This is a genomic window from Halomonas cerina (assembly GCF_014192215.1).
GTDB classification, from domain to species: Bacteria; Pseudomonadota; Gammaproteobacteria; order Pseudomonadales; family Halomonadaceae; genus Halomonas; species Halomonas cerina.
Map to the genome: position 1 here is coordinate 26,055 of NZ_JACHXP010000023.1, position 15,699 is coordinate 41,753.

Below are 15,699 nucleotides of genomic sequence, written 5' to 3' on the forward strand. Positions count from 1 at the left end.
GCTGATGCATCATATTGATCACGAATAATAACTTTTACAAGAATATCTCCTGCGTTGCCAGTAGTGAAATACTTATGATCATCACGAAAGAATAGCCTCCCTAACTTAAGCTTCCATTCAGGCACCACTCTATTGCACCAATAATATGTTCTAATATTCATGCTTTTCCCAGCACATCTTGACTCTTGATTCGTACGAAAAGATCAAAATGCGCTTATAGTTTCTCTACTTCCACCATCAAACGGCGCCAATGCCGCTCAATCTTGGCCTTGGCCAATGCCGGCACATGATCGGCGATCTTGAGAAAGTCACCATTGCCCAGTCCATCGACAAGATAAAGCCGCACCTGGTGGCCTTCTGTTCTGCAGAGAATATTCTTTGATCTCAGGTCGCAGACGATAATCCTGTTTTTCAGCAGATAACTTCTCAGATCTTCCAATGGGCCCGCTAGTTGCTCCAGGCTCAATGCACCGCTGGCAAGCGCCTCATGCAGGGACTTGCAGGGCTGTCCATGCATATCACTGATGAAATCGAAGGCCAGGCCGGAGCCTAGATCGGTCGCCACCCACCCATGGCAGCGTGGAATATGCGCCCAACTGGACACCCGCTTCAGGCGCTTTCGGTAATACTGGTACTCTTTGATATTCTGCTTGTTGTTTCTGGCCGCCTTGTAAGCCACCTTGATACAGATGTCTTGATCGCCGGGATGCCGATAGCAATAACGCTCCGACCCTTTTCCGATACACAAGCTTTTATCTATGGTAATCATTCACGCTCCCCACACGCCGATGCGTCGGCCGGCGTATTGGCGCTCGGCATGCCAGATACGCGCCTCCCAGCTCACGGCCGGGGTATCACAAGAGCCGCGGTCGAAGATCACGCCTTCAAGGAAGGCACGACTTCGTGGTCGAAGGCCACGATCTGGCGCTTATCTCTGGAAAACTCCACGCCGATCAGGTGGATCGGCTTGCCGGCGGCGCGATACTTGTCAGCGTAGCCCCTCTCCTTGACCTGCTGTAGCGCCTTGCCCTCGGGGAGTTGCTCCACCACCTTGAATTCGAACAGGTAGAGATGACCGGCGAAATCCACGGCCATGTCGACCCGGCCGTGGTGGCTGGCGTCTTCCACGATGACGTTCAGGCCCAGGGCGGCGAAGTGGCTGTAGAAGACGCTCGCATAATGCCCTTCGTAGCGGGCGATCGGGTTGTTGCGGTACCAGTCGTGGGGCAGGCCGGCGTAGAGCGACTTGAGATGAGTCTCCAGGGCCTCCAGGTCGTGAGCCTGCAGGGCGCGAAACAGGCTGAGCCGCTCACGGGGGGCCTCCTGAACCCCCAGCGCCGGAAGCAATGCCTGGTTGAGGCTCGCCTCCACCTCACGATTGGGATAGCCCAGGGTATAGAGCCAGTAGCCGGTCATCGGCTCCTCAACCCGACGAACGGTGAGGTAGCCGGTCTGGAACAGCAGCGCCTCGCTGGCGATCTGGTCCACATCGAAACGGCCAAGCAGCTCGGCTTCCGTCTGCAGCCGCTCCAGCTGCGGGGTGAACACGCCCCGCTCGGTCAACAGCTTGACCAGGAAAGTGGGCGTCGCGCTCTCGAACCAGTAGGGGGCGAACTTTCGCTTCTGGAACAACAGCAGCACGTCGAAGGGGTTGTAGACGGCAGAGACCTCTTCCCCGCCCCAGCGGTAGCCGTTGTACCAGCGGCGGATCTCGTCGCGGTCCAGCCCCGGCAGCTCGGGGGCGAACACCGTGTCGATATCCGTATCGGTATAACCGCACAGCGTCGCGTAGGGCGTGTCCAGGGTGATGTCGTTGAGGTTGTTAAGCCCCGAGAACAGGCTGACCTTGCTGAACTTGGACACCCCGGTGAGCAGCACGAAGGCCAGGTGCGGGTCGGCGTCCTTGAGCACGCTGTAGAGGTTCTTGAGCCCCTCGCGCAACTCGCGGGCGCGCTCGGGTTCGAGAAGGTTGTCGAGGATCGGCTTGTCGTACTCGTCGACCAGCACCACCACGCGCTGGCCATGGCGTTCATGGGTCAGGCGGATCAGGTCCGAGAAATCGCTGGAGATCAGCTCGGGGCGTGCCGCCTCGATCCCCAGCCGCTCCCGGTGCTGCTTCAACTGGTGGCGGATATGCGCATCCAGGGCGTCGCGGCTGGTCAGCATGCCATCGGCGAAGCTCAGTCGAATCACCGGGTGCCGGCGCTGCCAGTCCCACTGGTCGTGGATGTAGAGCCCCTCGAACAGCGCCTCGCGCCCCTCGAACAGGCAGCGCAGGGTATCCAGCAGCAGGCTCTTGCCGAAGCGCCGCGGCCGCGACAGGAAGTAGTACTTGCCCTCCTCCACCAGCCGGTGGATTCCCGGCGTCTTGTCGACGTAGTAGTAGCCACCCTCGCGCATGTCCGCGAACGTCTGAATGCCGATCGGCAGCCTGAGTCGACCGTTGTGGGACACGTCCACCTCCTGGAACCCGAGCGTCGTGCGGATGAGCTGGGGCCAGCATAGCATGCCGAGTGGCGCAGCCAGGTCTGCCCGAGGCCCTTCGGCCTGTCAGGCGCGGCGATCACACCGGATCCAGCGGCCCCGGCGCGGTTTCCGGGGTGCACTCTGCCAACGCCACCTTCAGGCGCTCCAAGGCCGCCTGGCCGGTGGTGCCGGCGGTAACCTGATGCCACCACTCCCGGTGAACGGCCTTGACGCTGACGGGCACCGAATCGAGCCCCAGCCGCTGCGCCATAGCCAGGCGGTGCAGGCCACGATTGATCTTGAGCAGGCGCCCTTCCCGGGTAACAGCCACCCCCAGCGCATCCTTGCCACGGGTGTCATCGAAGCCACGCACCGCCATGTCATCCAGGAAACTCAGGTAGACCCGCAGATAGGCAAGGACTCGTTCCTCGGAATCCAGCAGGATGCCTTGCTGATGAGAGGACCAGGGGCGCCCTTCCTCCAGACGCGCCTTCAGCTCCCGAAAGCGCGCCGTGTGACGAAGGTCATCGCGATGCCGGTCCAGATCGCTGATGAAGCGATACCGTGAGCTGTAGCGAAGGTCGCCACGCCTGAGATCCCACTCGCCGTCCCAGAGGAAGGCCGAAGACAAGGGACGACTGCTGTGCGCATAGCCCCGCCAGTCCGTGATACGGATCAGCTTGCGCGGATCGACGTGCAACACCAGATCCGAGCCCAGTTCCTGCTCGATCACCCGCCTAGGGAGCCCTTTCTGCTCCAGCAGCCCGGCGCCCGGCATGGCTCGCTTCCAGACCTGGAATAGGGCCCGCTCCACAGGGAGGGTGACGGCCGACTGGAAGCCTTCTCGCACTGCCACCTGGAGCCAGGCACGCCGGATAGGCCAACGCATTCGAGGGTCATACAGCGGTGCAAACGCCGGATCTCCCGCCGGGGCAACAGGGGCAGCCGATGGTGTCGATTGTCTCTCGGTAATCCTCATCTCCCTTGATCCGGCGTTCTTCCTTGACGTTGCGGTTATCTATTCTGGCTGCGCACCTCATACGCTCTTAATGTCCCGTAGAGGACCGCCAACCAGAATGCGTACATCATCACCCCGCTGTTATGCGCCAGGAACACCTGCGTCAGACCGAAATCGATATAGGCCACGCTCAGCAACATTCCCGCCACGGCCAGCGATCGCTGCTCCAGATCCCGATTGCCGAAGCGTTGCGCAAACAACTTCATGGGAACGAGATAAAGCGCCAGTAATACAGCCAGGCCGATAATCCCGCGCTTGGCGAAGGCATCGATGAACTCATTATGCGCATGACCATAGCGCGTCACATAAGGGTCTATCACCCCCTCATCGGCCAGCGCCTGCATACGCTGCTGGTAACCGTTGTCGCCCCAGCCCGTCAGCGGCTTCTCAAGAATGAGTTGTGTCGCCCCCTTCCACATCTCGAAGCGCGACCCGACGGAGCTGGCGCGACTCTCACCGGAGACATAATCGGAAACGTCGTTGAAGGCCATATGCACGCGCCACTGCACGCCGGTCTGTGGCAGCACATAGGCGAGCGTTCCCCCCATCACGACCAGCGCCAGGACGAACAGCTTTAGCGCAAGGGACAATTGACGTCCATAACCGCGATAGAGCACCAGCAGGATGAAGGGTATACCGATCCAGCCGCCTCGGCTGCCCGAGAACAAGGAGCCCAGGATGCCACCCATTGCCCCCAAGGACAGCAGCACGACCCAAACTCTGCGCTGGGGTTGCACGACGGCCCAGCCAAGGCCGGCCACACAGAGCACCCCCAGCAACATGCTCAGGTTGCCGAACTGGATGACGTACGTGTATCCGGTCGCGCGGTCAACGCCTTCCACCAGCTTCTGCCAGCCGGCCCAGCTGCCGGACAAAATGGCGCCAATGGCCAAGCCACCCCACATCCAGGCCAACTTGGGCGGATAGGCCATCACCAACAACATGGCCGGTATCGCCAACAGAAAGCGGCTTGGCTTGTCGAGACCGGATGTTCCCTGCTCATCCCACCAGGCCTCCATCATTCCCACAGCAGCAAACGCCATCAGGACAGCCACGATGCTCCAGTCTTGCCGATCCAATCCCAGGTACGGGCGCTTGAACAGCAATACCACGCTGCCCAGCACCAGCATCACGGCACCCAATGAGTAGCCGCTGGAGACGATCAACGCAATGGCGCCGAGCAGAAAGACCGCCAGGCTGGTGTAGTACGGAAGGACAACATCGCCGGACGCACGATAGGTCATAGAGAACATGGCAAGGGAAGCTCCAGGAACAGAAAGGCCGGCTGGTAAGCCGGCCATGCTACCACCAAATCAAGGTTCATTCAGTAAGCATTTGGCCCTCTAAACCCCTTGAGAATCGTCAATCCGATGATGCGCAGATCCAGCCAGATGGACCAGTTATCGATGTACCAGAGGTCGTGTTCGACGCGTCGTTCCATCTTGTCGATGGTGTCCGTTGCCCCACGAAACCCATTCACCTGCGCCCAGCCGGTAATCCCCGGTTTGACCTTATGCCGCTTCATGTAGGACTCCACCAACTCCATGTAGTAGTCGTTATGGGAAAGCGCATGGGGACGCGGGCCCACGATGGACATGCGCCCCTGCAGCACATTGTAGAACTGGGGCAGCTCATCGAGTGACGTGCTTCTGAGAAAGGCACCAAACGGGGTCACACGAGGGTCCCCACGGGTGGCCTGAGTGATCATACCGCTTCGCTCGTCATGGACCTCCATGGAGCGAAACTTGTAGACCTTGAAATGCTTACCGTTCACGCCGGTTCGGAATTGCTTGAAAAGCACCGGTCCGGGAGATTGACACTTGAGAATGATAGCGATGACAAGACAGGCAGGGAGCGACATAATAAAAAAGACGCTCCCCAGCAGCAAATCTTCCAGACGCTTGATGATTCGCGCCATGCCATCAATGGGTGTCACGCTCAAGTCGATGGCGAGCCGACCGGCCACCTCACTCATTTGATGGTTGAGGAGCTGCATATCCTGAAAGTCCGGAATGAAACGAACTTCAGCCGTGAGATTGCGTAGCGAGAACAGGATCGAGCGGACCACGTTACCCATCTCGAGGGGCAGGCATATCCACACTTCCCGTGCCCCGCTACGGGCAACGCGTTGACTCAACTCCTGGAAGCCGCCAGGACCCACCTTATGGGAAAGACGCGCGACCCCGGCGATGGAGTAGCCCTCTGCTGGAGAGGCCCGCATCCCCTTCGCCACCCGGATCAGCTGGTCGCCCGGCCCTATCAGGAAGACGGAACGACGCGCTAGGCCTCGCCTTCGGGCCTGGCGAAGCAGCAACTGGGCAAGGACCCTTGCGCCACCGGAAACCGCGAACGAAATAAGCAGTGTAAATCCCACCCACAGACGGGAATAGCGATCGGCGGCATGGGCAAAGTAGATGATAGACGCGGCGAGGATGGCCACCACCATCCAGACCAGCAACAGCTTGCCCAACAGGGTCGAAATTCTGGTAAGACGCCAGCGGGCATAGGCCCCCTGCATGATATTCAGCAGAATGACCAGCAGCACCATGATGGCGATCGCGAGGGTATAGCGCTCATGGAGATCTACGGTATCGAAACGCAACCAATAGGCGGCTATCCCGGCGAAGGCCAGGGCCAGTGCATCGACAACAGGAACAACGAGCTTGGCAGGATAGCGTTCGGAAAAAGCGATGGACGACTTGCTCATATTTCCTGACTGTTCTCAGTGTGGCTCATAGAGCTCGCACAGAATTAATTCCAGACGTCAACGATCGACCAGTTCCGCAATGTCACCTGCCATTTCTGACATGATGCGATCACGCCGGAAGCGATCGACAAACTCTTCACGGGGTTGATCCGAGATGCTCAGCCTGCGAAAGGCCGATTCGCCAGCTTCCGGGTCGCATGGCTCGAAGACACTGGCGTTGGCGATATGCCGCGCACAGAATTCGGCCGGAAAGGCCCTGACCCCGGCCAGGATCGGCTTGCCCGTCGCCGCATACTCGAACAGTTTGGAGGGGATGACCCGCGAGAAACAGGCCATGTCATTCAGGTGCAGAAACAGCACATCGGCCTTGTGGTACTCTTCAATCAACCTATCACGCTCGACGGGCGCCCGGATCTCCACATTCGTGGTGCCCAGCTCTCGAAGCCTGGCCTCCAGCGCCTGCCTTCGACCGCCATCCCCGATCAAGACGAAGCTGGCCTCGTTTTCCAGCCGCTTGGCCAACGCCGGGAGCGTGCGCTCCAGCCCTTGGCATTGTCCGATGTTGCCCGCATACAGGATGCTCAAACGGCCCCGGCGAGGCTGCCGGGAGGCAGCGGCTCCCACGGCCCGAGGTCGCGATCCGGCCTGTTCGGCGAAAGCGTCGATAAAGAGACGATCCACCCCGTTACTGTGCCAGGAGAACACCTGACGAGGAAAGCGCGGCCGATAATACGCCTCGAACCCCCGGGAGACGAGATTGACCCGGCTGGCTCGCTTGACCGCCCAGCGCTCGAGGGCTGAAAAGAACGGGATGCCGAACCAGCGACTCCCTGGCGGCAACAGGAACGGCAGGTTCTCGACGAAGATATCCCGGATATCCAGGTAGAGCCTGGCCGAACACTGCCTGGCAACATAGGCGCCGAGCACTGCCGTCATCAGGCGCGATGACGTGGCCATGACCAGATCATAGCCTTTGCCATGCGTCAGGCGCCTGACCTGATAGGCGTACGACGCAAAGGCACGCGATTGGTCCAGCATGCCGCTTTGATGACTGGGCAGCGCCAAGCGGCGCACGGTCAAGCGGCCTGAGGCATTCTCTTCAACCGCCGGCGCCTGCGTCGAAAAGCCGGCATAGCGGTTAGGCGCCGTGGTCAATACCTCCAGATGCGCGTTGGCGGGAAGCCGCTCGAGCAGCGCCTGGACCAGGGCATGGCTGCGGAAAGACCCGGCCCCCAGGTCCGGGGGATAATAGAAGGTAAGAAGCAGCAACCTGGGCCCGTTCATTGACTGGCGCGCTCCGTGGTCGTGTTTGCCCCTAGCACCCGATGGTAAAGCTCCAGCAAGGAGGCCTCCTGTGTTTCCCAATTGAGCGATTGCGCCGCCTTCTCTGCGTTGGCCTGGTAACGTCTGCACAGGTCCGGGGCCTGCACCAGCGTGCGGATGGCGTCCGCCAAGGCTTCGGTATCGCCTGGCGGCACCAGCAGGCCGAGGTCATGATGCTGAACCACCTTGCGGATTTCCGGAAGCCGAGTCGCCACCACCGGTAACCCGGCGATCACATACTCGAACAGCTTGTTGGAGTCGGTGGTGAAGTGGTTCAGGCAGGTGTTCTCGATCGGCTGCACCCCGATATCCGCCGAAGCGGTGTAGAACGGCAGCTCGTCCAACGCCACGGTATCGATGAAGCGGACGCGACCACCCAGGCCCGAGGCCTTGACCAGCAGCTGCAGCTCATCAGCCTGGCTGCCTCCGCCGATGAAGACGAAGTACGCTTCCGGCACCTTGGCGGCCGCCTTGGCCAGACGTTCCAGACCGCGGCCGGGCTGCAGCCCGCCCTGATACAGCACGATCGGCCAGGGCTCGCTCAACCCAAGCTCCTCGCGAATGCGATTCGCGCCTTCCACCTTGACCAGGCGCGGGCGATTCTGCAGCACCAGGGGGCGTGACACCCCGTAGGCACGGGCAAAGAACTTGGCGCGGGCATCCGTCGTGGTGATCATGCCCGCCACTCGGGGCACCAGTTGCTTCTCGATCCAGCCCACGGCACCTCGAAACGACCGATAGCCTTCTCGGTCGGTACTGATCTCGTGGGCATCATAGACCAAGGCGGCCCGGGCAAGCCGAGCCGCCAGCCAGGCGGTTGGCAGCATGTTCACATCGTGGGCATGCACGATATCCGGGCGAGCACGAAATGTCGACCAGGCCATGCTGATCAGCGCCCTGCCACGAGAGGCCACGAGGGCGAGTACCTCCCGTCTGGAACGCTCCCGCTTGCTCGCCCCGGATTGTCGCGCTGGCTTGGCCTCACTGGCCCCATGGCGCTGGACCCGTACACCACTCTCGAGCACCTCAAAGCGCGGCGTAACGCCCGGCAAGGCGAGCGCATGCACCGTGACCTGATAGCCGGCCAGAGCCAGGGTCTCGGCCTCCTTCCGGACCCGCGCATCATTCAGGAAGGGATTGCAAACCAGCATGCTCACCGTGACGTCGCTATCCGGCCTGGCCGGCTTGAACCCATGCCCATCAGTCATTGACTGCCCCTTTCCAATAGGATGAGCTCTTGTTTTCGGCCAGCCGTTCCACCAATGCGGGTACCAGTTCCAGGGCCTGTACATAGCGCTGGCGGTTGCACTCCCGCTCCAGGGCAAAGGCCAGCGCCGACAGCTCGGCCTCCTCGATGGCCACTCGATGCAACGCCGGCCGAGTCTCGGCGGTCTCTGCGATGGCCGATTCCAGGTAGGCCAGTCCTTTCGCCCCCTCCGGCCAACCGGCACCGAGCGGCTCCAGCGACCACCGTCCCCAGTCCAGCGCCATAGGCGATGCCTCGTCAGTTACCCAGAGCGTATCCTGAGACAGGCCCGGCTGATGAATCACCAGGGGGAGCGCCTGGAGCATGGCCCCCAGGCGGGACAAGTTCTCCACTAGCGAATCCAGTTCCACCCGCTGCTCATCGGAGGTAACGGCCATGTGCAGGCGCTCGAGCAGGCCGGCATTCAATCGCTGCCAAAGCATGGGGCGCGAACGCTGATAGCGATGACAGAGTGGCGAAGGCGGGTCAATGCCCAGTAGCTGACGACGTAAAAATTGAACCTGGGGTTTCACCTCCCCGAGTTCCGGTGGGCGCCCCGCTGGCAACTCATAAAGGAGGCAGTGAAATTTCTGGACCTGTGTCGCACCCACAAAGCGAGGGGCCGGCAGCCCTGTCACGCTCTCCCCCATCAGGGTGGCCTCATGCAGGGCGAGTGAGCTGCGGTTTTTCTCGAACACCTTCACCAGATAGCGCCGTGAGTCCGTCTCGACCCTGAGGGCGGCTACATTTGGCTGCCCCGTCTGATGCCACTGGCAAACCACACCCTCTTCGACATCGTCTGCCAGCTCTTCCAGCACCGCCCGTATCCATGAATCTCGCACGTGGGGTTGCAGCAGTGGCCAAATCGATCGTTCGTGTTGAACGGTATCCGACAGCAGCACCTTTCCGTGAAAGAAAAGGGCATCCAGCTTGACCCTTTGCTGACGCAGCGCAGCCAAGTCTGCCACGAGGCCGGTAGCCCGAGTCATCATCTGCCGACTAAGGATCAATGTCACAATGGCAATGATAACACCAGGGGCCTGCCCAAGAATGAAGTCCGACACCAGATACCCGAAGGCAACGAAAAAACCAACCCCTGCCACGATATTGAGCAAGTTGCTCAGCTTGGTCTCCAGTCTCTCCCGCACCGTCGGGCTATGGCGATGCAGGAACCACAGCACGAGGAAGGCGAGCACGGCGTAACCCATGATCACCAAGGTCACTTCCGGGTAGAACCATCCCAGGCCAGACAGCGACAACCCGATGAATACGCCACCGGCCAAAGCCCGCGAGTAGCGCTGGTAGCCCCCGGCCGCCACTTGGTCCTGATTCTCGAAGAGGACCATCTTGTGGCTTTTTGCCAATAGTCGACTCGTGCCTAGAGCCGTAATCCAGCCGATGAGTCGCTCCGCCAACAAATGGGCAAGGAAGAATCCCAGGGTCGCTGCACTCAACCCGGCAATCAGAACATCGCGATCCATTGCAGCGAATGAGGCAGGGAAATAACGCGGAACACCATCCGAACCGAGCAGGATGACAACCTTCAGCGGAAGAAACGATGCCAGAAGAGATGAGAGCTGAGACACTAGCGTAACGATAACGATGGCACTGGTGGGAAAGGCCACTACACGGATAAACTTGGCGCCCAGTGAAACCGACCATCGCAAAGTCTTGAGAACCGGCTTCAACATAAAAAGGTCTCTTGCCAAGGGCAACAATACTGCCTGGACTCATAGAATAACTGCAGAACTTTGGACCACACAACAGAGGCAGGAGGACCAGCGACATCCGCGAACTGAGCTTTCCGAATACCTTGCTCCTTTATAACGAGAAGGAATGAACTCTGAAGGCAGAAGCGCTGTAAATTTCAGGAAAAACTCAGGCGTTGCCTATGTTGATAGATACTGGCTTACGTGGACATCGCTCGGTATTCTTCTCGAATTTTATGAAACTCGCCCAAAACAGAAACAAGCTCAGACTTGGCTATAGAATAATAGGCATCGTCGATAGTTATGTCGGGGCCTTTATATTTATTAGATGCGCCATTAGAAACTGCTTTCTTCAGTGCCTCATGTATAGCATCCTTACTATTAAATCTCTTGGCAAATTTAGCAATACTCACAGAAACCTCATAGTCACATGACAACAAATCCTCATAAAAGAAGTATTGATCATAAGGATAACTTAATGCCGCATCATAGAATCTTTTAGTCTTAACAAGATTCTCTTTTAAATACTCTTTGTCAGAAACACCCTCCTTTCCCAAATAATTCCTATACTCTCCTTTCCGGAAAGTCCTAGACATAACCAGATCTACTGGATTTCTCAACAAAAAAGCAGAACTATATGTAGCTGTGTTTGAAGAAAAGCCCTGCAGCTTAGCCTTGTGTGCAGTATTTATAATTTCTTTTTTTGCAAATATTCGTTCAGGACCACTATGCAGCAAGTGGTAAGATTCGACAAACAGCTTATTGGTGGCATCTTCGCCGTCTTTTAGCAATCTCTCAATTTTAGGAGGGAGATATATCTCTCCAAGACCTATAAAACCAAGCGAATCAACTAAAACATGCTGCAGCAAGTGTGACCCAGAAGACCCAAAGCTTGAAACATAAATTGTTGGCAGTTCCTCATTAATTCTTTCTTTCGCAATGGCTATAATTATTTTGGACAGACTCTCCTCTCCCAAACCATAATATGAGCGTAACTTACAAATCCTTTCTGAACTTTTACTAGCCTGTCTTTCATTTCCCTCCCAAAACGAAGATGGACACTTTATATATGAGGCAAGAATCTTATCTATATGTTGCATTCTCATTTAAACCTGTAAAATTAATTACAAACCTTTCACACAAAACATTAAAATATAACTTTTAATCACTTCAAGGATATTAAAAGCTCAGGGAAGGCCTGAAAAAGTCTACCTGGATACGTATATATCTCAGTTAACTTCAGGAACCGATAAGGCATCGATGGTGTTCTGGCCGCCATCGTGCCACAATCGGGCACAAATCCCTTGGATCAGGGATGTTGAAAGAGGGCCGACCGGCGCTGCGCTTCGGTGCCGTAAGACAGGCCGGGCTGGAACCGAATGAGATTGCGAGCCATGTTACTAACTCCTTAACTACCTTTGTGATTCTAGTATGGCTACAGGAGGTGTGCTTGATGGCCAATTAAAATGAGTAATCAGGAAATATCATAGAGCACCTTTGTGGGTGCTGTAGATCGATCTCAACTTCAAGCTTATTTGGTGCCTCAATACCATCTTTAGCAACCAAGCTGAAGCAATTGATCTTACTAAACTGAGTAAATTTACTTGAGAAATATGTGGAAAATCTATTAAATTCAACAGCACCCTTTGAACTAATTCTTAACGATGAAACAGCATTGATAGGGGCCAGCAAGCTATTTTGTGACTTAACAAACCCTAATGTAGAATAAAAATTAGCAGCAAGCTTATAAGCCTCCTCTCCTTTAACCTCATCTTTGATTATGAATTTTCCTTGAGGCAAATTAGCCAAGTCCACCTCTCTTCTAATTGGCGCACTGTAACCAAAGGCTTCACCTACCACTTTATTTTTTTCTACAAAGACCTTAGGGTGGCTACCATTTAAATGGACAACATTTCTTATTGGCTCTTCTCCCACGATGTACGGCACGTTGTGGGATAAGTTTGATCTTAAGAAAATCCTTTTTTTATCTTTTTCATTATGAGACCCTAGACCACCATCCCCTAGTATAATTTTGTCATCAAAATACAAGTGTATCGACAAGTCATCATCATGACGATGATAGTTTGACAGGTGACTTGCCTTGAAGATCAAGTGGAAGTCCTTATCCAGAACCTTTCCTCGAACAATGACGTAACCAGATGCCGAGTAGTCCAGTACATCGATCTCCTTTTTTTGGACATACGCTAAACCTTCATCCTCACCCCGCGTATCCCCAATCATCGGTAAGTAGCCATTAGGCAGTGTGATTGCCCGCAGGAACGCTTCTGCTTTATCAATATAGCGCTTTCCCAACTGCAAGATTTCCTGTTCCCCTAATGGAGCCAGAGTACGCAGCTGCTTGAGCCTTCCCAACATCATCTTCTGGTAGCCGGGGCTGTTTTCTTTGTGCACCCCTTCATCAGTAAAGGCGAAGGTTACCTCATCTTTCAAGCGTTCACGGTTACGCTGACGATGCGATCCAAAGTCATCACGGGCAAACATCAGCCCGATCGTCAGTGCGATCATGGCTTGGTCGAACCCGTGGTTGGTGTGCTTCGAGTAGTGTTTGTCGTCTCCCAGCCAGTCGAGGTGCTCAACTATCAGGTTGGCAAGAGGCTCTGCACGGGCATCCTCACTGACCGGTAGCTCGGCGATATGGCAGAACAGCAGCCAGTTGGTCAGGTTGCGCACACGGAACGCTGCTGCGTGGTCGTGCCACACCAGTGGGGACTCCTTATTCTGCTTGGCATGGTTGATCCAGCAGTGGACCGCGTCCAGGCAGTATGAGAAGTAGCGAGCCCGCTCCTCTTCGCTTTGCAGTTCCAAGCTATTGGCAAACCAATTGAGGAACGGCAGGGCCTGTAGCTGCCACCACCAGTTGCGATCACGCTCCAGATTTTGCCAGTCGAAGGTGAGGACATCCAGCTCACTATCATCAAAATTCTTTGCTTCAAACTGTTTACCATCAAACAGTTTCTTGAGCTTTTGGTAGTCAGCTTTATTCTTTGAGTTAACGGCCTTTTTAATGTACTGGATCGCTTCCGGCGTGGCGCAAGCCAATATCTCTTTCGTCGTCATAGGATCTCATTAACTCTGTTTAATCACTTTTTTCCAGCGCTGGCTGATATCTTGCGAAGACATGGCGCTCATTAGACGTGCTGCCAGGTCTTTAGTTGGCTCGCCGCTAACCACGTTTTGCTTGGCATCCTCAAACGAGCTGACAACCCACTCATCACCCCAAATCTCGGCTGCCCCATCCCAATTCCAAATCACGGGCATGGCACCGGTCAGCATCCCTTCACCAACTGCCATATGAAACGACTCAAAGTCGGAAGGCGATAGAATAAAACCTACCATTGTGAACCATTCGTTCACATCGTCTCCAGCCGGATCAAAGATCACCTTATGGCGAAGCTTGGGGTTGCTGTTGATTCGCTTGAACACCTCTCGATAATAGGTCAGCTCCTCTTCACGCTTGAGCAGCCAACCGTAATCCAGCGGGTGCTTTCCCTTAACTCGCAGGCAATAACGGTCATCTTCTTCCAGCAGGGCTTCCAGGAGATCAATGGCACGGTCCAGACGCTTGCTCTTGGGGGCGACACCCACCATGCCCAGCGTAAAGCGGGCCTCTCCAGTCTTTTTCTTGGGCGTGAACTTGGTGTCGTCCAGGTAGTTGGGGATCACTGAGGTCTTGTCAACCGGGAAGCCTTGGAAAACCTCTAGCGCTTGTCGGCGGGTGTGCTCGCTGACAAAGCTGACGTGGTCGATGGCCTCCCAGTTGGCCTCACCCATGTAGGGCACACGGGCTTCCTGGGCGTGAAAACGTGCCACCAGGCGCTGATGGGGCTTCTTGTGATGCGAGTACCATTTGAGGTTACCCAGGCACCATTCGCAGAAGATCACATCGGCCTGCTCCAGCAGGGCGCGGCTCTGGTCCTCGTCGTGTTGATTGTGCCCCTGCCACTGATCGGTGAGGAACTCGAACTGGCCGGTGGCTTCCAGCTTCTTCTGCAGCAGGCTGAAGAACTTGAGGTCATGCCCGGCCACCAGCACCTTGGTCTTGGACTGGGGCTTGGGCGCCTTGGGAGTTTCGTCCAGCCACTGGCGGATTTCACCGACACGGGTGGAGAAGGTGTGGCGCTCGGCCAGGCGCTTGAGCGCGTTGGCAGCCTGCTGGGCAACCTCCGGTTCGCTGAGCGCCCGGGTGAGTTGGCGAGTGAACTCTTGGGGGCTATTGGCAAACAGCGGATAGTCGTGGCCCAGCAACTGTTCGTGCAGCGAGTTACGGTTGAGGATCGCCGCGCACCCTGCCCCGCCGTACTCCAGGATCTTGGTAGAGTACTCCACGGTGTCGTTCATGCTCTCGTCACGCCAGGAGAGGCCTACGCGCGCTTGCTGTAGCTGCTGCTGCACGGCTTCACGAGACTGGCCACCCAGCCAGCGCAGGCCCGGGGTGGCTTTCAGCGCCCGCTGCATCCGGGTTTGATAGTCGGGGCGCTCGGGTTCGGTGTGGATCTTGTCACCGATCATCACCAGCTCGCTGCCGGGAAGCTGGCCATGGATGGCAGGCCACTGCTCGGCCATTTCCAGGGTCATCCAGTCGCCCGTGAACTTGCCGGCGTAGATGGCACGCGCCGGACGCTCGGCTAGCGGCGGCAGGGTCTTGGGCAGGTCCGGTATCACCGGGGTGTAGAGACGTACCTTGGCGGTATCGAGATCTGGCACCAGGGCCTGCCACAGGGCCTGGAAGCCTTCTGCCTGGCACAGCAGGCGGTGACAGCCGTGAGCGATGCGCTGCATGGTCAGGCGCTGCTCGTCGCTGTATTCCTCCAGGCGTTGAGGAATATCGGTCAGGTATATCCAACACTTGGCCAGCACGTCCGGCGCTTCCAGCAGCTGGGTGGCGATCTCCAATCCTCTCACGATGATCACATCGTAGGGGTTGGCGCGGTCACGCTTGACGGTCAGCTCGGCCATCATCGGTGGCGTTATGCGAGCGAAGCCCCTGCCTTTCCAGTGTTGACGGTCACTGCCATCGATGATGGAGAGGTTGTCGGCACTCTTCAGCGGGCCGAAGAGCTCATCACGTTCCGGCGTGCTTTTGGCCAAAAAGTCGACTTGGGCGCTGCCGGTGGCAGCGGTGGCCAGGGCGATGGTCTGCGCCCAGATAGAGGAGCCGTCGATGAAGTTGAGGTCGGGGTTGCCGCAGACCAGTACACGCTTGGTCATG

General features: G+C 57.1%; 11 protein-coding genes. All 11 read right to left on the reverse strand.

Annotated elements, in window-relative coordinates; genetic code table 11:
* Positions 1-214: 214 nt before the first annotated feature.
* The 11 genes from FHR94_RS17260 to FHR94_RS17310 all read right to left on the reverse strand — a co-directional run bounded on the left by FHR94_RS17260 (position 215) and on the right by FHR94_RS17310 (position 15,698).
* Complete coding sequence (locus FHR94_RS17260) at positions 215-769, reverse strand: YrbL family protein (RefSeq protein ID WP_183327598.1); 555 nt, start codon at positions 767-769, stop codon at positions 215-217.
* A gap of 107 nt (positions 770-876) precedes the next feature.
* Positions 877-2,454: an ATP-binding protein gene (locus FHR94_RS17265; protein WP_343064683.1), complete on the reverse strand. Its 1,578-nt coding sequence runs from the start codon at positions 2,452-2,454 to the stop codon at positions 877-879.
* 109 nt (positions 2,455-2,563) lie between these two features.
* Positions 2,564-3,355, reverse strand: coding sequence for a hypothetical protein (locus tag FHR94_RS17270; protein WP_246390037.1), 792 nt, complete (start codon positions 3,353-3,355; stop codon positions 2,564-2,566).
* A 125-nt stretch (positions 3,356-3,480) separates the two neighbouring features.
* Positions 3,481-4,737 carry an O-antigen ligase family protein gene (locus tag FHR94_RS17275; protein WP_246390039.1) on the reverse strand — a complete coding sequence of 419 codons (1,257 nt, stop codon included), beginning with the start codon at positions 4,735-4,737 and terminating at the stop codon, positions 3,481-3,483.
* 71 nt (positions 4,738-4,808) lie between these two features.
* Complete coding sequence (locus tag FHR94_RS17280) at positions 4,809-6,191, reverse strand: undecaprenyl-phosphate glucose phosphotransferase (RefSeq protein WP_183327610.1); 1,383 nt, start codon at positions 6,189-6,191, stop codon at positions 4,809-4,811.
* A gap of 57 nt (positions 6,192-6,248) precedes the next feature.
* The gene (locus tag FHR94_RS17285; RefSeq protein WP_183327612.1) at positions 6,249-7,475 is read right to left on the reverse strand and encodes a glycosyltransferase family 4 protein; all 1,227 of its coding nucleotides are present in this window, start codon (positions 7,473-7,475) and stop codon (positions 6,249-6,251) included.
* The gene (locus FHR94_RS17290) at positions 7,472-8,722 is read right to left on the reverse strand and encodes a glycosyltransferase family 4 protein (RefSeq protein WP_183327614.1); all 1,251 of its coding nucleotides are present in this window, start codon (positions 8,720-8,722) and stop codon (positions 7,472-7,474) included. The genes FHR94_RS17285 and FHR94_RS17290 overlap by 4 nt, the downstream gene beginning before the upstream one ends.
* A complete protein-coding gene (locus FHR94_RS17295; protein WP_183327616.1) occupies positions 8,715-10,451 on the reverse strand; it encodes a hypothetical protein in 1,737 nt (578 codons plus the stop codon). Before FHR94_RS17295 ends, FHR94_RS17290 begins: the two co-directional genes overlap by 8 nt.
* 218 nt (positions 10,452-10,669) lie before the next feature.
* A complete protein-coding gene (locus FHR94_RS17300; RefSeq protein ID WP_183327618.1) occupies positions 10,670-11,569 on the reverse strand; it encodes a hypothetical protein in 900 nt (299 codons plus the stop codon).
* A gap of 361 nt (positions 11,570-11,930) precedes the next feature.
* A complete protein-coding gene (locus FHR94_RS17305) occupies positions 11,931-13,547 on the reverse strand; it encodes a heparinase II/III family protein (RefSeq protein ID WP_183327620.1) in 1,617 nt (538 codons plus the stop codon).
* 9 nt (positions 13,548-13,556) lie between these two features.
* The gene (locus FHR94_RS17310) at positions 13,557-15,698 is read right to left on the reverse strand and encodes a glycosyltransferase (RefSeq protein ID WP_183327622.1); all 2,142 of its coding nucleotides are present in this window, start codon (positions 15,696-15,698) and stop codon (positions 13,557-13,559) included.
* Position 15,699 lies beyond the last annotated feature (1 nt).